Source organism: Mesobacillus jeotgali (assembly GCF_002874535.1).
Classification (GTDB): Bacteria; Bacillota; Bacilli; order Bacillales; family Cytobacillaceae; genus Mesobacillus; species Mesobacillus jeotgali.
This window is the reverse complement of sequence record NZ_CP025025.1, coordinates 2,309,759-2,326,552: the sequence shown is the minus strand read 5'-3', so window position 1 is coordinate 2,326,552 and position 16,794 is coordinate 2,309,759. Positions and strand designations below refer to the sequence as shown.

Sequence of the window (16,794 nt, the reverse complement as noted above, 5' to 3'; positions counted from 1 at the left end):
CATATTATTATTTTACCCAAACAGAAAGAGCCTGACCCCAAAATGGGATTAGCTACAATTAATATAAAACTTGATATTTTCTTGCCCAAAAAGCAATAATGAGAAGGATGGTTGGTATAATCCGACTAAAGAAAGCAGGGATTGACATTGAACCACTTTAGATCTTTAGGTATTTCAGAACAGCTTGCAGAAACACTAAACCAACAGGGCATTACCGAGCCTACAACAATTCAAACGAAAGCAATACCATTATTGCTCAATGGCAAGGATGTCATTGCACAGTCACAGACTGGTACAGGGAAAACCTTTGCTTTCGTGCTGCCGATCCTGGAGCAAATCGATATCAAGAAATCACATATACAGGCATTGATCGTTACACCTACAAGAGAGCTTGCGTTGCAGATTACCCATGAAGTAAAAAAACTGCTTGAGGATAAAGAAGGAATAAATGTCCTTGCTGTATATGGCGGTCAGGATGTTGAATCACAGCTGAAAAAGCTAAAGAAAAACATCCATATCGTCATCGGCACCCCTGGAAGATTACTGGACCACATCCGAAGGGAAACAGTCGATTTTTCCAAAGCAGCTTTTCTTGTACTTGATGAAGCAGATCAAATGCTTCATATCGGTTTCTTGAACGAGGTTGAAGAAATAATCAAGCAGACACCAAAAACAAGGCAAACCTTACTCTTTTCTGCGACCATGCCGGATGAGATCAAAAGGTTGGCTAAACAACATATGTACAAGCCTGAATACATACAAGTTGAGAAAACCCAGGCTCCGCTGGAAAACATCAAACAAATTGCCATTAGCACAACCGACAGAGCAAAACAAAATGATTTAATTGAATCACTTAGACTGTATCAGCCGTTTTTAGGTGTGATTTTTTGCAGGACGAAAAGAAGAGTAAGTAAGCTGAATGATGCTTTGAAAGCAAATCATATTAATTGTGATGAACTACATGGAGATCTTTCGCAGGCAAAAAGAGAACAGGTCATGAAAAAGTTCCGTGAAGCCAAAATCCAATATCTGATTGCTACCGATGTGGCTGCAAGGGGGCTTGATGTTGAAGGTGTCACACATGTTTTCAATTATGATATCCCTCTGGATACGGAAAGCTACATCCATCGAATCGGCCGTACGGGCAGGGCTGGAAGTGAAGGACTCGCCTTGACGTTTTATTCGCCAAAAGATAGACCTTTGCTGGATCAGATTGAAACAGAGCTCAGTATTAGAATCGAAAAGAAAAACATGGGGAACGCCAAAAAAGGTGAATCCCGAACAGATGAATATAATGCCGCTAATAAAAGCAAGCAGAGATCAGGTGATTACAAGGGAAAGAATACCAGATCAAGAAGACGAGATGATAGGAAACCGGAAAGAGACCACCGGGGCGAAAAAATAGGAAAAGAACCAGGTTCACGGAGACGGACAGAAGATAGGCGTGAAGCACGTTACGATGGTCCGGGCCGCAGAGATAGAGAACAGCCATCATCAAGGAGTGGACGAAGAAGCTTCCCTGAAGGACAACTATCAACTTCCCCTCGTTCAGGTGGAAAAAGAATGGAAAAGCCTTCAACTGGTGCGCTTGACGAAAGAACAAGAAGAATTACTGCAGAAAAACCTAATCAGGAAAGAGCTGGCAGAGAGAGACGGAACTCCAGCTCACCTGGAGGCCGAAGTAGCGGTTCAAGAAACCGAAGGAACAGATAGCATATATAAAATAGACCGCAGATCTGCGGTCTATTTTAGTGTCTAGCAGTGCTTGGCTGGCCAAGGCGCTTGCGCTTTTATACTTTAAAAATGGTATGATCTTTTGAACTAAGATTAGTGTCCAGCTCCAGCGCCTAGCTCCTCAAGTCGCTTCGGTCCGCCCGATGAAGTCAAAGAGCGACTTCACCGGTCGGCCCTCCAGCGCTTGTCGTGGCTGGCCAAGGCGCTTGCGCTTTTATGTTAATGTTGTTTATTTGGGAGCTTGTCACTTGGATTTTCTTTTCCCTGCCTCTTCCTATTTTGTTCGTCTTTCCTCTGTTTATCATGAAGCTTCTGAACAAATTCGTGGGTATTCTCCATTATAGTACCTCCTGTTATAAATGACTCGTCGTTACTTTTTCCATTACCGATTCAATTCATTCATGTAATTTATACACCGTTAGAGTAAAATAATGATTATATTTAACGATGTCTGGAGTGACTGAATTGCGAATTGAAGATATTTATGGGAATCTGCCTCAGCTTGAAACGGAGCGTCTGGTGTTAAGGGAAATCAGTCTGGAGGATATTGATGATATACATATATATGCTTCCAACCCTGAGGTATCAAAATATGTCTTCTGGGGAGCTCATGAAACAAGAGCGGCAACTGAGGAATATGTGAAAATGATTCTTGCTCTTTATGAAGAAGGGAAAATTGCTCCGTGGGGCATCCACTTTAAAGACGACAACAAACTAATTGGCACCGTTGACTTCGTTTCCTGGCAGCCACAGCATAAAACTGCAGAGATCGGTTACGCGCTCTCCATGGACTACTGGGGGAGAGGAATTGCTACGGAAGCAGTCAAAGAGCTGATAAAATTTGGAATGAGTGAAATGGAATTAGTAAGGATTCAGGCAAAAGCCCTTGTAGCAAACAAAGGTTCAGAGCGTGTTATGGAAAAAGCCGGAATGAACTTTGAGGGCATCCTAAGAAAATTCATTTTCATGAAAGGTGCCCATTATGACGTAAAGATGTATTCAATTATAAAAGAAGACGCTTCAATTTAAGCGCCTTTAGTTATGTTTTTTCAAAAATATATACTTTTGCATTTTCAGGTCTGTTAAATTTCGGGCCTGAGAATCCTCTCTTGAGCAACTCCTTCCTCATGAACATCATAATTCCCCCGTGGCCGACAATCAAAATATCTTCACCCTGAACTAATGCCTCATCCAAAACTCTGTTTATGCGTGAAAGGACTTCTTTTTTACTTTCCTTTTGTGATTTGTGGCCCAAGAACCAGGCAAGCCTTATTAAAGTAACGTGAAGCCAAAGCGGCAGGCGCATTTCAGTATGGATGACAGGGTAAAGCGACATCTCCCGCAGGTCCTCCAAAAAAGTAATATTTCCATCAAAAGCCCTGTACGCAGTAATTTTCGCTCTCTCTAAATCACTTGAGTAACATCTGCTCCACTTTTGTCCTTGATGATCGATATTAACTTCCTCTATATTGGACTCATTATATTCCTGCTGCCAAGTAAGAAGCTCCTGAGAGGTGACGAGCTTACTTGGATAACCTAATGTCACTTTAAAATGACGGACCAATCCTATTTTCATTATAATCACCCTTACCAATGTAGTTATTATAATTAATTCACCAGATGTCCTCCGAATACCTTTAAGGATTATCTGGTGTAAGTTATACAGAAAAGAGGAACCTTATAAAATAGGAGGTGTCTACATTGCCTAGAGGAAAAGAACTTGAACAGCTGCCCATGGCTAATACAATGCCTGGTGCGGGGGAAGATCGCAGTAAGTTTGACCGTGATGTTTTAACGGGAATTACTACTGATGTAAGACCCATGCCAGCAAAAGTGAACGAAGAAAATCAAAGTAACAACTAATGAAAACTTGAAGGTTTCGGCCTTCAAGTTTTTTTATAACAGAGCATTGAATACATTTTTTTTTGGAAACAAGGTTGATATTAAGCTAAAACCATACTAATATTAAAATTGGAACGTAAACGTTTACGTAAAGGGTTTGGTAGTTAATGAGTTATACCATAAAAGACGTTGCAAAGCATGCAAATGTCTCGATTGCTACTGTGTCTAGAGTCCTCAATGGTCAGGGCGGGTATTCAAAAGCAACAGAAGAAAAAGTTCATCAGGCGATAAAAGAACTAGGCTATCAGCCAAATGCATTTGCCCGCGGTTTAATCAGCAATAAATCCAATACATTAGGAATCCTTTTCCCAGAAGTTTCGAGCCAATTTTCTTCCAAGATCCTACGAGGTGTAGAAGAAGCAGCCCATCGTCTCGATTCGAGCGTGATTGTCTGCAATACGGCGTCACATGGCCAGAGAACGATGAAGTATTTACAGCTTTTAAACGAAAAAAGAGTGGACGGTATCCTGTTTGTTAGCGAAATGATAACTGAAGAGTATTATGAAAAGCTTGAGTCAATGCAGGTGCCGGTTGTTCTTATCTCGACTGAATCCTATCAATATCCTTTGCCATACGTGAAAGTTGATGATAGGCATGCGGCATTCACCGCGACTGATTATTTGGTGAAAATGGGGCATAGTAAAATCGGAATGATCAGTGGAAATAAAGATGACATAATAGCTGGCCAGCCGCGGATAGATGGCTATAAGCAAGCGTTAGTTCAAAGAGGACTAGCCGTTCAGGATGAAAATATAATCCATTCAAATGGATTTTCATTTAATGATGGTTTGACTGGTTTGCCGAAACTCCTTGAACAATCTCCGGATTTGACTGCAGTATTTGCTGCCAGCGATGCATTGGCCCTTGGAGCGGTATCTGCTGCGTATAAGCTTGGCATTAAAATACCGGAGAACCTTTCAATAATCGGTTTTGATAATCTTCCGATTGCAGAGATGGCGATTCCGCCGCTTACAACAGTAGCGCAGCCCTTGGAAGAAATGGGCTTTGTTGCAGCAGAAATGCTATTTACGATGATGAATCAAGGAAGAAGAGTTGAAAGCAGGATTATGTCTCACTCTGTTGTGGAACGGGAAAGTGTGAAAAAAGTTAATCTTACATGATGCGTAAACGTTTACTAAGGCTGTCATCACATTGATGTTTGCTTTTCGGACTCATTCTAATATCCTTATTCATCTTGGAATAGGAGCTCTTTTCGGCAAGATTTTCGAATCGGGAATGAATTAACAATCGAGATAGTAACAAATATTAAAAAAGAGAGTATTTATTAAAGAAATTAGTTTGGAGTGGTTTTTTTGAAAAAGCATTGGTGGAAAGAATCGGTCATCTATCAAATATACCCGAGAAGCTTTATGGATTCCAATGGCGATGGGATCGGAGATATTCCTGGGATCATCTCAAAGCTTGACTATTTAAAAGACCTGGGAGTAGATCTCATTTGGCTATCACCAGTTTATAAGTCTCCAAATGATGATAATGGTTATGATATCAGCGATTATCGTGAAATCATGGATGATTTCGGAACGATGGCGGACTGGGAACTTCTATTAAAAGAAATGCATGACAGAGGATTGAAGCTGATCATGGACCTTGTCGTTAACCATAGCTCTGATGAACACCAGTGGTTTGTTGAGTCAAGAAAATCGAAAGATAATCCATATCGTGACTATTACATTTGGAGACCTGGCAAGGATGGGAAAGAACCGAATAACTGGCAGTCAACATTCAGCGGTTCCGCCTGGCAGTTCGATGAAAATACCGGGGAGTACTATCTGCATATTTTCAGTAAAAAACAACCGGATTTGAATTGGGAAAACCCTAAACTTCGCCAGGAAGTGTATGACATGATGAAATTCTGGCTGGACAAAGGCATAGATGGGTTCAGAATGGATGTTATTAACTTCATTTCGAAAGTAGATGGCCTCCCTGACGCTCCAAATCCTGAAGGGAAAAAATATGTTTCTGGAAGCAGATACTTCATGAATGGTCCTAAAATTCATGATTACCTGCAGGAAATGCATAGGGAAGCACTTGCTCAATATGATGTAATGACAGTTGGTGAAATGCCTGGTGCCAATGTAGAAGAAGCTAAGCTTTACACCGATGAATCCAGAGACGAATTGAATATGGTATTCCAATTCGAGCACGTGGACCTGGATTCAGGCTCGGGCGGGAAATGGGACCTTAAGCCTCTAAAGCTTACAGATTTAAAAAACAATTTCACAAAATGGCAAAAGGGTCTCGAAGATATTGGATGGAACAGCCTTTATCTCAACAATCATGACCAGCCAAGAATGGTTTCACGATTCGGTGACGATAAGGAATACCGCGTGGAGTCAGCGAAAATGCTTGGGACTTTTCTTCATATGCTAAAAGGAACACCTTATATTTATCAAGGTGAAGAAATCGGGATGACAAATGTACGATTTGAATCGATCGAAGATTACAAGGATATTGAAACCCTTAATATGTACAACGAGAAAGTGAACCAAAATGGAGAAGATCCTTCGAAGGTGATGGAGTCAATCTTTGTAAAAGGACGCGACAATGCCCGTACTCCTTTCCAATGGGACGATAGCGAGCATGGAGGATTTACGACTGGTACCCCGTGGCTTCAGGTAAATCCAAACTATACTGAAATCAATGCCAAGCAGGCTGTGGAAGATGAAAGTTCAATTTACCACTATTACCGAAAGCTAATTCAGCTTCGTAAAGAGCACCCGGTCATTGTCCATGGCAGCTATGACATCCTCGTTCCTGAGGATGAGAGTATTTATGTTTATACAAGAACACTGGAATCACAAAAATTACTTGTCTTATTGAATTTCACCAATGAGAATCAGAGCTTTGATGTTCCAGCTGACCTGCAAGGCAAGAAAAATGAAATATTAATTTCAAATTATGAAGCAAACACCGAATATGGATCTACCATTTCATTAAGGCCGTATGAAGCAATCGTATACCTGATCCAGAATTAATCATTTAAAAAGGCTGCTTTTATGCAGCCTTTTTTATATTTTTCAAACATTTAAGTGAAAGTCCCCTTTTACTCCTCAGACTAAAGTCGTAGATAATATCAAGCTTCTCGATGAGGTTTCGTCTTGTTTAAAATCTTAAGATAAATACAAGAAGAAAACTAAGGAGGAAGTTGAACGTGATAAAGAATAAAGTTGTAATGATTACAGGTGTAACCCAGGGATTAGGAAAAGCACTGACGCTAAGGTTCGCAAAGGAAGGCGCAAAGCTGGCTGTTTGCGCTCGAAGGGAAAAAGAACTTGAAGTAGTAAAAGAAGAAGCGGAATCATATGGGGCAGAGGTGCTGGCAGTAACAGCTGATGTATCGGTGCCTCGGGAAGCTGAAAAGTTTGTTGCCCTGACACTTGAAAAATTCGGTCGAATTGATGTTCTGATCAATAACGCATCAGTTCTGGGACCTAGTCCAATGCCACTGCTTTTGGATTATCCGGAGGAGGATTTCGCGGAAGTCATCAGGGTGAACAGCATCAGTCCTTTCCTGATTACAAGAAGGGTACTTCCCGCCATGCTCACACAGGCTGAAGGATCAGTTATAAATGTAACTTCAGAAGCTGGCCATATTGGATATGCAGGATGGGGAGCCTATGGAATTTCCAAATTTGCTGTCGAGGGGATGACAGAAACATGGGCAGACGAACTTAACGGAACAAATATTAGAATGAATATGGTCGATCCTGGGGAGATGGATACGAAAATGCATTCTCTTGCAGTACCGGATTGTGATTATGAGTTAGCCAAACCAGAGGAAGTTGTCGATGTCTTTCTTTTCCTTGCTTCGGAAGAATCAAAAGGAGTCAATGGACAACGATTCCAGGCACAAGAGTTTAGTCGGGGGGTGAGATGATGCAGATGGAAACAAAGGTACACCCTCATGATTTTTCTCTGCCATCTTCTCTTAACGCCTCAAGTCCACCAGAAAGAAGAGGACTGCGCAGGGATCAGGTGAAGATGATGGTGTTGGACAGAGAAACGGGCAATGTAGTGCACGACAAATTTATTCAAATAGAAAAATATTTCAATTCAGGGGATATACTTGTGCTGAATAATAGCAGAACAATCCCCGCAATTCTGAAAGGAACATGGCACCGAAACGGAAAGGTGATTGGCACGAACATCGAAATGCGGCTTGCCAGGAAAAAGAATGACTCGGTATGGGAAGTATTGATTGTAGCAACAAATGTAAAATCAGGAGATTGTTTTAAATTCTCGGAAACTTTAGAGGCGAATGTAATTGGTGAAGTATTTAAATCGCCACTTAAGTTAATCCAGTTCAATCTACAAGGAATTGATTTATATAATGAAATCTACTCAATGGGTGATCCAATAAGATATGAATATATTCATCACCCGTGGAACCTCGATTATTACCAGACTGTTTTTGCAAGTCAGCCAGGGTCAGTCGAGATGCCATCAGCCGGTCGGGCTTTCAGCTGGGAACTCCTGTTAAAGCTGCAGCAAAAAGGAGTTAAATTAGCTTTTTTGCAGCTTCATACGGGCCTTAGTTATCTTCTCGATGATGAGTATGCCCATTCACCAGAGGAAAACTTCGAAGAATATTCTATTCGCCAGGAAGATATGGAGGCAATAGTAAAAGCGAAAGATTCTGGAGCAAAGGTAATCGCAGCTGGAACTACCGTTGTTCGGGCACTTGAAACCGCTGTCATTAATTCAACTACACAAGGATGGACTAATCTGTATATCACTTCGGATTTTAAGCTACAGGTTGTTGATGGAATCATAACAGGGTTTCATGAACCAAAGGCAAGTCATTTGGATATGCTGTCTGCCTTCGTTGATGAGATCAAACTTTTAGAAGCTTACAATATCGCGATTGAACAAAAATATCTTTGGCACGAATTTGGTGATATAAATCTGATAATCAAAATGAAAGACGGAAGAGGACAATGAGATTCCATCATTTTGCACTTGAAGTAAGCGATTTGACAATTTCAAAAACTTTTTATGAAACCTTTCTTGGTTTTAATGAAAGCTGCAGAATACTTTTTGAAAATGAAGAAATGATCTTTTTGGAGCAGAATGGTTTTAGACTTGAATTATCTCAGAAAAAGTCAGATGGAGAAATTGGTGAAAGGACACATTTTTGTTTCGAGGTGGAAAATCTTGATGAAAAAATGAAGGAAATGCGGGAAAGAGACATTCCTTCTTTTGAGGGTCCATATACATTAGACAACGGTTGGAAGACGATCTTCTATTTGGGTCCAGATAAAGAAGTAATAGAATTCCTCGAAGTCATCTAGGACAAAATAAGGAACGGAACAGCGCATTGCTTTATCCATTCCTTATTTTTTTATTTCCCATTTTTTAACTATAGTAAGAAAGCTTAATCGGTATTTTCTCATGATTGTATAAATTAGATAGTATACAACCATCCCGAAAAGCATGATATTAATAATCATGCCTATGAAAAAAACGGCACCTAAATGGATCCCGGCATCTAAACCATGAGAGGGCATACCCGCTGCCGAGGGGAAGACACCATAAGGGAAAAGGGTTTCACCGACTACGACATTCAAATAAAATAAGAACGGGAAAAGCCAAATGAGTGCTACACCGCTAATGAAACCGGCTATAGGATTCCCTTTGAAGAGTTTGGCACCCACGGTCGAAAGTATAGGCCCCATGCCGAATGATGGGATGAAGTGGATTAAAAAACCAAGGGTAAACCCTAGAGATACATTATGTGCGTTTTCTTTTATTCTAAATAACTTTATAAGAAGAAATTTTAGTTTGCGCAAGTTCTTATTGATCATAATTCACCAGCCCCAAATTAGTATACAATTTGATGAATCATTTTAATAGCCTTTTTGACAAATTACTTCCATGCAGATACACTCTATGGATTCCAGATAAGAATTTTTCTTGTTAACCTCTATTCAGAATGAGAAAAAATGATATAGTTAAACTATATTTTCGGCGATTCTATAATAAAATAAACATGATTATTAGCTGACTGGGGTAAAAATAGGCATGACGAGAATTAGAAAAAGTTCGGAGAGTGATGACAACTGATGCGGTTTACAAAAATGATTCCCAATATGTTCACGCTTGGGAATCTGTATTGCGGTTTTCTATCAATTGGATTTGCGGCTAATGGCCAATTTAACAATGCAGCCATTTTAATTTTAATCGGTATGATGTTGGACAGCATGGACGGAAGGCTGGCGAGGATGCTGAAAGCGGACAGCCAGCTCGGAAAGGAACTTGATTCACTGGCGGATATCGTCACATTTGGTGTAGCACCATCGTTCCTGGTTTATTATACATACTTTTACCAATTTGGATTATGGGGCTTAATGGTAGCGGGACTATTCCCGTTATTCGGTGCTTATCGCCTGGCGAGGTTCAATATCAGCACTGATAAATCTTCGCTTAATTATTTTATTGGGGTGCCGATTACTGCCGCTGGCGGAATTATGGCCATCCTCACTTTATTTGGTGACTTGATTCCAAATATCGTAACTACTGTTGTTTTTACGGCACTGAGTTTTCTCATGGTAAGCAGAATCAGGATTCCAAGCTTCAAGGAAGTACCGCTCCCTAAGTATGGAACAATCGTCACAATATTCCTTGGTTCTTTGCTGTTTGTCATTTGGAAAGGGACCTACAGCCAATTCCCTTACTTGATTTATATCGCAACTCCTCTTTATGTAGCGTATTTGGCCTATCGATTTGTTAAAGGGAAAAATAAAAACAATATTGATTAGAATACAAAAAAGCCCTTGCTGAATCAGCAAGGGCTTTTTGTAAAAGCAATTATCAATCTCTGGACGAGTCGTTAAATGCACGTGATACATCCTCTTTCATATCACCAGCTGTTTCTTTCAGTTTTCCTTTTCCCTTATCCAGGCGACCTTCAGCTTCCATAGATTCATTGTCGGTCAGTTTGCCGAATTGCTTCTTGGCTTCACCTTTAACCTGGTCAAATGCGCCTTTTGTTTGCTTGTCATTCATTATTTTGGCCTCCTTTAATTGAGTATATTCTTTTATACCCTTTACGATTGATGGCAAACTATTAAGTATATGTGATGAAAGGAGGCAATCTGCAAATGAAGGACCATATCAATACTGTATTAAATCAAATTGAAAAAGAATATGAGGTAAAAATACTTTATGCATGTGACGCCGGGAGCAGAGCGCTGGGATTTGCATCACCAGACAGTGATTATGATATCCGCTTCATTTATATTCATAAAAAAGATTGGTATTTATCGATTGATCATCAGAAGGATGTTATCGAAATACCAAAAGAAGATTCGCTTTCCACTATTGTCGATCCCAAATTAGATGTCGTCGGCTGGGAACTTATCAAAACACTCAGGCTTTTCCGGAAGTCTAATCCTTCCTTGCTCGAATGGCTTAACTCAAAATATGTTTATTGGAATCATGCTTATCTGGCCGAAAAATTGAAGTCAATGCAAGATACTGTCATTTCACATAAAGCATATATAAACCATCATCTCAACCTTGTAACAAGAAATGTCATAGATATGCAAAAGAAGAAGGAGTGGAGGGGAAAGGTATATCTATATATTCTCCGGTCTATCCTGTCTGCAAAATGGTTACAAAAACATAGGCAAATACCACCAGTCGAGTTCATGCAACTTTTAAGCATTTTAGGAAACGCACCAGTAAAAAGGGAATTGAAGGACTTACTTTGGAAGAAACAAAGCGGAGAACATAATACCATTGAGCAAAACTTGATTCTTAATGATTTTATAGAACAAGAAATTAAACTGCTTGCCAGTTATGCAAAATCTGTAAGTCAAAAATCTGAAGACCCTACAAAAGAGCTTAACGAATTGTTTCGAGTAACACTTAAGGAAGTATGGGAGTAATCCGCTTTTGTCTGTAAGTGCTCTCTGTAGTTCAAAAGAATTTGGCCGGACTGCTCATGTTGCAGTTCCGGCCATGTTTATTTCATTATTTCAACCTGGTCGCCAGTACGCAGACCAGCCGCGTTAGCTTCATCAGTATCAATGTGCATATCAAGAGCGTAGGTATCTTTCACCCTTATGAGTACTTGATTGAATACTAAGCTTCTTTCACCTGCAGATTTAACACTTACATAGTCTCCATCCTGGACATTATACTTTGCAGCGTCAGCTTGGGTCATATGAATATGGCGTTCTGCCACGATGACGCCTTCCTGAATTTCCAGTTCAGCTTTTGGGCCGACAAGCTTAATGCCTGGAGTGCCGGCAATCTTCCCTGAAGCTCTTAAGGGTGCTTTTACTCCGAGCGAAAAGGAGTCAGTCTTGGAAATTTCAAGCTGAGTGAACTTCCTTAAAGGACCAAGAATCCTGACTGCGGGAAATTCCCCTTTTGGACCTATGACTCTTACTGTTTCATTCGCGGCAAACTCCCCTGGCTGTGAAAGCTCTTTAGCAGTAGTAAGCTGATATCCTTCACCGAAAAGCCGATCTAAATCTTCTCTAGTTAAATGAATATGGCGATTTGATACACCAATAGGAATCATTTGAGAACTCCTTTCAAGTTCTTTGATTCATTTATTGTACCCTGCCTGAATCAAAAAACACATTAATAGAAGGCTGTTTTCGCATTGATTGTTGCTTTTCTCAGGTAACTTTTCAACCGTATTCATCAGGTTTTGGGGCTCTTTTCTTGCTACTCCTTCACTAACGATAGGAAAAACAGATGATTACTCTTGGAAGTAAAAAACGTTGCTATTTAGAGTAATTAAGTTTACTATCTAAAGTAAGGAGGTGCTATTTATGGAAAATCTTAGACTCAATGTAGCGTTATTGAGAAAAAAGGTGCCAAACCTGACATCTGCAGCTAAATCTGTAGGACTGAGACCTGCAACTGTTTCAAATTTGTCCACCGGAAAAATACCGGTCGGCAGGGCAGAGGTGCGGACTATAGTAGCTCTGGCAGAGTTGGCTGGCTGCAGTTTGGATGAACTGATTTTAAGAGGGGAGAGTGTAGAAATGATTGAAACAGGCATTAAAACTCTGGACTTATTTGCGCCAATTGCAAAGGGCGGAACTGTTGGGCTAGTTGCGCGCCCGGGAATGGGGCAATTAGTTGTACTTGGCGAGATGCTTTTTCGACTGAAAAGGGAAGGGTATGTCACAATTCTTATAAAACCAAAGGGCAATCATCCAGAGCTTGACGATATTCTCGATGACGTCGATTTCGTAACAAACAATATCAATGAGACATTTAAGGTAATGTTAAAAGAAGGGACAGATAAGGACTACGTTCTTACAGCCGACAGATCTTATGTAATATCAGGTGAATTCTTCACCCTACAGGAAACTTTCGATGACAAAGGAATCAGCGAGGTAACGACATTCCTGATGGATTTGAAAGGAGAGGCTGTCGATGAAGACCTTCCGTATGGCCCTCTTGATACTTTATGGCAATTCGATGCCGACCTTGCAGCGCGCCATAAATACCCTGCAATCAACCCAATCTACTCAACATCCTCCATCCTAGAGGGGTCATATTTAGAACCTGTTCACCATAGCATTCAACAAAGAGCGCAAAAGCTTTTACGCAGGTACAGGGAATTGCGGGCGATCGTCAATGTACATGGCATCGAACGCCTTCCAGCTGCTGAGTCGCAGATTTATAAGCAGGGCGAGAGATTAGAGGCATATTTGACACAGCCTTTCTTTGTAGCGGAAGCCTTCACTGGCAAGAAGGGGGAGGACGTGAAACTCGAGGACACACTAAACGATGTGAGAAGAATCCTTGAAAACCCTTCTAGTATATCCGAAGCCAATGAGCTTAATTTTATCGGAAAATTAAAGCGCTGAAGTTGAAAAGTAAAAGAGCCGGCATCCAATGCTGGCTCTTACATAATTAATAGCGACCCACTTGAAGCTGTTTATATACCTCTTCGCGCACTTCCTGCAACGTGCCGGGATCTAGCAGCTTACTGGTGCTTATTCTTAAATATGTCTGCTCATGAATAGTGCCTTCATGCTGCAGCTTATCGAGATGTGGCAGCCGGAAGTTCCCGATAGGCAAATAGGCAAGGTACATATTTTCGCTGTTCTGTTTTAAAGATATTTTGATACCCTTAAGAACGGGAAAAAAATAAGATGAATAATCTTGCTCAATAACCAAGTCCTCCTTTAACGCATTCTTGATATATGGCAAGGTAGTTGGCATTGAGATAAAGTAGATCATTTGGTCATAGGAATAATGCAAATCTGATACCTTGAACCCATAATGTGCAGTAACCCGGTTGGAATAATGTTTTTGTGAAAGATTATATAATGGCCTGCTTGTCAAAGCGGAAACCATGAAAAAGACAAGGGTAGCAAGAATAAATGCCAGTTCAATCAATGGTTACAAACTCCTTAAAAGAAACTACCGTATTTTTACCTGCGTTTTTAGCTTTGTATAGTGCCTGGTCGGCAGCTTCTATCAATTCATTTTTTGTGGTGATTCCAGAATGGTTTGTACAGGCTACTCCGATACTCACGGTTAATGTGCCGCTGGGCTGTGTCTTTTCACCAGGAAAGCTTGCTTTCTCCACGTTCGATCGGATTTTTTCAGCTAATACTTCAGCTTGGTCAAGAAGGGTGCCAGGCAATAGGACTACAAATTCTTCTCCGCCAAATCGGAAGGAAAAATCATCAGGTCTTAATGAATTAACAATGACTCTTGCCAGCTTCATCAACACTTCATTTCCAAGCAGGTGGCCGTTTTTGTCATTGAACACCTTAAAGAAATCGATATCAAAGATGATTAACGAAAGGGGACTATTCCGATTTCCTTCAATCGGGAAGTGATCATTAAGGATTTTCTGGAAAGCCCGTTGGTTGAGAAGACCTGTCAAACCATCGTGTAAAGCCATTTCCTCAATTTGTTCATATAGATTAGCATGGTCAAGAGCAATCGCAGCCTGGTTCGCCAGGGGAAGAATATTTTCAGTATCCATCAAGGTAATTGGTCTCTTATTAACAATATTATCAATTAGCAGGATACCGATATTCTTACCCTGGTTAATCAAGGGGATCAATGCGAATTCCTCGGTTTGGAACAAATCCTTAATTAAAATTTGTGACATATCCTCTTTTGAGATGCTCTTAACAATAACTGGTTTTTGACTTGATAGTGCTAACCCAAAGACGTTATGTTCATCAATTGGTATATCCAATGAACGTAAAATAGCATTCAACTCCGGGTCGGTAAAATTGCTGTCAAAGTTATGTTCAATTAAATCCCTGAGTTTTAGTCTGTCTTCTGAAATCTTTTCCCAAACTTCATACCCTTTCTTTACATCCATAGGGCCAACACCAACAATCCCTTTAAGGGACTTAGCTTGATTGGATGCAAGAAAAATCATCGCTCTGTTAAATCCAAGGCCATGGCCCGCTGTAACCGATGTCAAGATCACTTTCAAAAGCAGGTCCTGCTGAAGAGTGCCCTGCATCGTTGTGCTCACTTCACGAAAGACCTGTAAATGCTTGGATTGCTCCATGAGCATGTACATCCAGCTATGGTGCTCTCTCTTTTTGTTGAGTAAATATTGCGAAATATAGCCGGCACTCGCCCCGATTACCAAATAAATGGGGAGAACTGCCAAAGGGAAACCTTCTGTATGTAAATAAACGATAAGAACACTAGTAAGGGCTGCCGCTATACCCCCAATTAATTTAAAACAATACCCCGCAGTCGCAATAAATAAAAGAATAGTCCAGCTTAATTGATTACTTCCATAAAAATAAACTGAAACCTCAACCAGGATTAATGAGGCAGCTGAGAAGATCAGTTGGTTCAAAAAAACGCTTACATTAAATCGTAATACATTTGCTGTCAGTGATATGCCAACAGCTGCAATGATTAATAAAAAAAATGCGTTCAGCTTGCTCACTCCTAAATATGAATCATACTTCTATTTTACTATTTTTTTGTAAAATAGATAGGATGTTTTTATCATGACTGTTGATATCTGCTTAAGCCAATGCTGGAAATTGACCATTCATCTTTAACACTGGAAAATTATTAAATAAATATCGGCAGGGTAAGGAAAGATAAATATATCATCAAGGCATAGGGGTGTGAAAATGGAGGACAAGACAAAAATACGACTGACTGCGGCAGAAATGTCCAGTTTGTGGTCGCAATATATAAATGATACAGTCTCTGTTTGTGTTTTGAGTTATTTTATGAACAACATAGACGACAAAAAGGTAAAAGAAATTGTGGAGTTTGCTCTCAGCGCATCACAAAAAAACATTTCTCTATTAAAGGAGATTTTCGATGGTGAAGATTTTCCCTACCCAATTGGTTTCACAAAGAAAGATGTGAATATCCATGCTCCACGGCTTTTTTCCGATACATTTGCAATGATGTATTTAAGGCATATGTCCATTCTTGGTATGGCAGCAAATACCGCGGCAATCGGTCTTGGAACGCGGCCTGATGTGATTAACTTTCACAAAAGTGTCTTGAAATCTGCGATTGGACTGCAGGATTTGACAAGGGAGGCAATGCTAGAGCAAGGTACATACATAAGGCCACCATTTATTTCAGTCCCAGATAAGGTTGACTTTGTTGAGAAACAAAAATTCCTTTCGGGGATAAAAAGCAGGAGACGGGCACTTACTTCAATAGAAATAACGCATTTGTTCGTGAATATACAAACTAACCAAATAGGAAAGGCACTGATCATGGGATTCATCCAAGTGGCTCAGGGCAAAGAGGTCAAAGAATATTTGCAGAGAGGAAAGAAAATTGCTCAAAAACATGTCGATTTGTTCAGTGATATCCTTAAGAATAATGACATCCCTGCCCCCATGTTTTGGGATTCAGCTGTAACAGACAGTACAACACAAGTATTTTCAGATAAACTTATCTTATTCCATGTCTCAGCAATGATTGCCGCAGGTATCGGGAATTATGGTGCCGCTATGGCAGCAAGTCCACGAAAGGATATTGGACTTAAATATGCTTCGCTGATTCCTGAAATTGCGCTATATGCAGAAGATGGTGCCAATATCATGATCAAAAACTCATGGCTGGAGGAACCACCGATGGCTGACGACCGGGACCAGCTGTCCGGCTTGGCATAAAGGACTAAAACAGGGTGTCCCAATAGCATAT

The 16,794-nt window shown here is 40.4% G+C and carries 19 protein-coding genes; 12 read left to right on the top strand and 7 right to left on the bottom strand.

Translation table 11 applies throughout. The annotated features are described in order from the left end of the window. The first annotated feature begins 147 nt into the window (after window positions 1-147). Window positions 148-1,713, top strand: coding sequence for a DEAD/DEAH box helicase (locus tag CD004_RS11725; RefSeq protein WP_102262936.1), 1,566 nt, complete (start codon window positions 148-150; stop codon window positions 1,711-1,713). Window positions 1,714-1,953: 240 nt separating this feature from the next. On the opposite strand, the gene CD004_RS11720 is transcribed toward CD004_RS11725, so the two are convergent. Beyond that, entirely contained in the window at window positions 1,954-2,073 is a 120-nt protein-coding gene (locus tag CD004_RS11720) for a DUF4023 domain-containing protein (RefSeq protein ID WP_041965366.1), read from the bottom strand. A gap of 126 nt (window positions 2,074-2,199) precedes the next feature. Between CD004_RS11720 and CD004_RS11715 the strand changes: the two genes are divergently transcribed. Next, the gene (locus tag CD004_RS11715) at window positions 2,200-2,763 is read left to right on the top strand and encodes a GNAT family N-acetyltransferase (RefSeq protein WP_102262935.1); all 564 of its coding nucleotides are present in this window, start codon (window positions 2,200-2,202) and stop codon (window positions 2,761-2,763) included. A 10-nt stretch (window positions 2,764-2,773) separates the two neighbouring features. Here CD004_RS11715 and CD004_RS11710 read toward each other — a convergent pair whose 3' ends face one another. Then, window positions 2,774-3,310 carry a histidine phosphatase family protein gene (locus CD004_RS11710; protein WP_102262934.1) on the bottom strand — a complete coding sequence of 179 codons (537 nt, stop codon included), beginning with the start codon at window positions 3,308-3,310 and terminating at the stop codon, window positions 2,774-2,776. Window positions 3,311-3,435: 125 nt separating this feature from the next. Here CD004_RS11710 and CD004_RS24085 point away from each other — a divergent pair, with 125 nt between their 5' ends. From CD004_RS24085 to CD004_RS11685, 6 genes are all read left to right on the top strand, one after another. Continuing rightward, a complete protein-coding gene (locus tag CD004_RS24085) occupies window positions 3,436-3,597 on the top strand; it encodes a hypothetical protein (protein WP_170029977.1) in 162 nt (53 codons plus the stop codon). A 146-nt stretch (window positions 3,598-3,743) separates the two neighbouring features. Next, window positions 3,744-4,757 carry a LacI family DNA-binding transcriptional regulator gene (locus CD004_RS11705; RefSeq protein WP_102262933.1) on the top strand — a complete coding sequence of 338 codons (1,014 nt, stop codon included), beginning with the start codon at window positions 3,744-3,746 and terminating at the stop codon, window positions 4,755-4,757. 192 nt (window positions 4,758-4,949) lie between these two features. After that, a complete protein-coding gene (locus tag CD004_RS11700; protein ID WP_102262932.1) occupies window positions 4,950-6,632 on the top strand; it encodes a glycoside hydrolase family 13 protein in 1,683 nt (560 codons plus the stop codon). Window positions 6,633-6,808: 176 nt separating this feature from the next. Then, the gene (locus CD004_RS11695) at window positions 6,809-7,534 is read left to right on the top strand and encodes an SDR family NAD(P)-dependent oxidoreductase (protein WP_233435000.1); all 726 of its coding nucleotides are present in this window, start codon (window positions 6,809-6,811) and stop codon (window positions 7,532-7,534) included. Further along, on the top strand, window positions 7,531-8,598 hold the full coding sequence (locus CD004_RS11690; RefSeq protein WP_233434999.1) for an S-adenosylmethionine:tRNA ribosyltransferase-isomerase: 1,068 nt from the start codon (window positions 7,531-7,533) through the stop codon (window positions 8,596-8,598). Before CD004_RS11695 ends, CD004_RS11690 begins: the two co-directional genes overlap by 4 nt. Then, a complete protein-coding gene (locus tag CD004_RS11685; RefSeq protein WP_102262931.1) occupies window positions 8,595-8,948 on the top strand; it encodes a VOC family protein in 354 nt (117 codons plus the stop codon). Before CD004_RS11690 ends, CD004_RS11685 begins: the two co-directional genes overlap by 4 nt. 42 nt (window positions 8,949-8,990) lie before the next feature. On the opposite strand, the gene CD004_RS11680 is transcribed toward CD004_RS11685, so the two are convergent. Next, the gene (locus CD004_RS11680) at window positions 8,991-9,461 is read right to left on the bottom strand and encodes a DUF2062 domain-containing protein (protein WP_102262930.1); all 471 of its coding nucleotides are present in this window, start codon (window positions 9,459-9,461) and stop codon (window positions 8,991-8,993) included. 258 nt (window positions 9,462-9,719) lie between these two features. On the opposite strand from CD004_RS11680, the gene pssA reads away from it, so the two are divergent. Next, window positions 9,720-10,415 carry a CDP-diacylglycerol--serine O-phosphatidyltransferase gene (pssA, locus tag CD004_RS11675; RefSeq protein ID WP_102262929.1) on the top strand — a complete coding sequence of 232 codons (696 nt, stop codon included), beginning with the start codon at window positions 9,720-9,722 and terminating at the stop codon, window positions 10,413-10,415. A gap of 52 nt (window positions 10,416-10,467) precedes the next feature. Here pssA and CD004_RS11670 read toward each other — a convergent pair whose 3' ends face one another. Next, the gene (locus CD004_RS11670) at window positions 10,468-10,662 is read right to left on the bottom strand and encodes a CsbD family protein (RefSeq protein ID WP_102262928.1); all 195 of its coding nucleotides are present in this window, start codon (window positions 10,660-10,662) and stop codon (window positions 10,468-10,470) included. A 95-nt stretch (window positions 10,663-10,757) separates the two neighbouring features. On the opposite strand from CD004_RS11670, the gene CD004_RS11665 reads away from it, so the two are divergent. Continuing rightward, entirely contained in the window at window positions 10,758-11,546 is a 789-nt protein-coding gene (locus CD004_RS11665; protein ID WP_102262927.1) for a nucleotidyltransferase domain-containing protein, read from the top strand. Between the two features lie 77 nt (window positions 11,547-11,623). Here CD004_RS11665 and pduL read toward each other — a convergent pair whose 3' ends face one another. Further along, a complete protein-coding gene (gene pduL / locus CD004_RS11660; protein ID WP_102262926.1) occupies window positions 11,624-12,187 on the bottom strand; it encodes a phosphate propanoyltransferase in 564 nt (187 codons plus the stop codon). Window positions 12,188-12,443: 256 nt separating this feature from the next. On the opposite strand from pduL, the gene CD004_RS11655 reads away from it, so the two are divergent. Further along, the gene (locus tag CD004_RS11655) at window positions 12,444-13,493 is read left to right on the top strand and encodes an ATP synthase beta subunit C-terminal domain-containing protein (RefSeq protein ID WP_102262925.1); all 1,050 of its coding nucleotides are present in this window, start codon (window positions 12,444-12,446) and stop codon (window positions 13,491-13,493) included. A gap of 46 nt (window positions 13,494-13,539) precedes the next feature. On the opposite strand, the gene CD004_RS11650 is transcribed toward CD004_RS11655, so the two are convergent. Together CD004_RS11650 and CD004_RS11645 are read right to left on the bottom strand one after the other, a co-directional pair. Next, window positions 13,540-14,028 carry a hypothetical protein gene (locus CD004_RS11650; RefSeq protein WP_102262924.1) on the bottom strand — a complete coding sequence of 163 codons (489 nt, stop codon included), beginning with the start codon at window positions 14,026-14,028 and terminating at the stop codon, window positions 13,540-13,542. Further along, entirely contained in the window at window positions 14,021-15,562 is a 1,542-nt protein-coding gene (locus CD004_RS11645; protein ID WP_102262923.1) for a GGDEF domain-containing protein, read from the bottom strand. The genes CD004_RS11650 and CD004_RS11645 overlap by 8 nt, the downstream gene beginning before the upstream one ends. Before the next feature lie 193 nt (window positions 15,563-15,755). On the opposite strand from CD004_RS11645, the gene CD004_RS11640 reads away from it, so the two are divergent. Continuing rightward, window positions 15,756-16,763 (top strand): DUF3231 family protein, encoded by a 1,008-nt coding sequence (locus tag CD004_RS11640; RefSeq protein WP_102262922.1) that lies wholly within the window; start codon window positions 15,756-15,758, stop codon window positions 16,761-16,763. Window positions 16,764-16,794 lie beyond the last annotated feature (31 nt).

Excerpts from the sequence above, each read along its gene's own strand:
- CD004_RS11720 (WP_041965366.1), bottom strand. The coding sequence starts at position 2,073 with ATGGAGAATACCCACGAATTTGTTCAGAAGCTTCATGATAAACAGAGG.
- CD004_RS11710 (WP_102262934.1), bottom strand. The coding sequence starts at position 3,310 with ATGAAAATAGGATTGGTCCGTCATTTTAAAGTGACATTAGGTTATCCA.
- CD004_RS11705 (WP_102262933.1), top strand. The coding sequence starts at position 3,744 with ATGAGTTATACCATAAAAGACGTTGCAAAGCATGCAAATGTCTCGATT.
- CD004_RS11690 (WP_233434999.1), top strand. The coding sequence starts at position 7,531 with ATGATGCAGATGGAAACAAAGGTACACCCTCATGATTTTTCTCTGCCA.
- CD004_RS11685 (WP_102262931.1), top strand. The coding sequence starts at position 8,595 with ATGAGATTCCATCATTTTGCACTTGAAGTAAGCGATTTGACAATTTCA.
- CD004_RS11680 (WP_102262930.1), bottom strand. The coding sequence starts at position 9,461 with ATGATCAATAAGAACTTGCGCAAACTAAAATTTCTTCTTATAAAGTTA.
- pssA (WP_102262929.1), top strand. The coding sequence starts at position 9,720 with ATGCGGTTTACAAAAATGATTCCCAATATGTTCACGCTTGGGAATCTG.
- CD004_RS11670 (WP_102262928.1), bottom strand. The coding sequence starts at position 10,662 with ATGAATGACAAGCAAACAAAAGGCGCATTTGACCAGGTTAAAGGTGAA.
- CD004_RS11665 (WP_102262927.1), top strand. The coding sequence starts at position 10,758 with ATGAAGGACCATATCAATACTGTATTAAATCAAATTGAAAAAGAATAT.
- pduL (WP_102262926.1), bottom strand. The coding sequence starts at position 12,187 with ATGATTCCTATTGGTGTATCAAATCGCCATATTCATTTAACTAGAGAA.
- CD004_RS11655 (WP_102262925.1), top strand. The coding sequence starts at position 12,444 with ATGGAAAATCTTAGACTCAATGTAGCGTTATTGAGAAAAAAGGTGCCA.
- CD004_RS11640 (WP_102262922.1), top strand. The coding sequence starts at position 15,756 with ATGGAGGACAAGACAAAAATACGACTGACTGCGGCAGAAATGTCCAGT.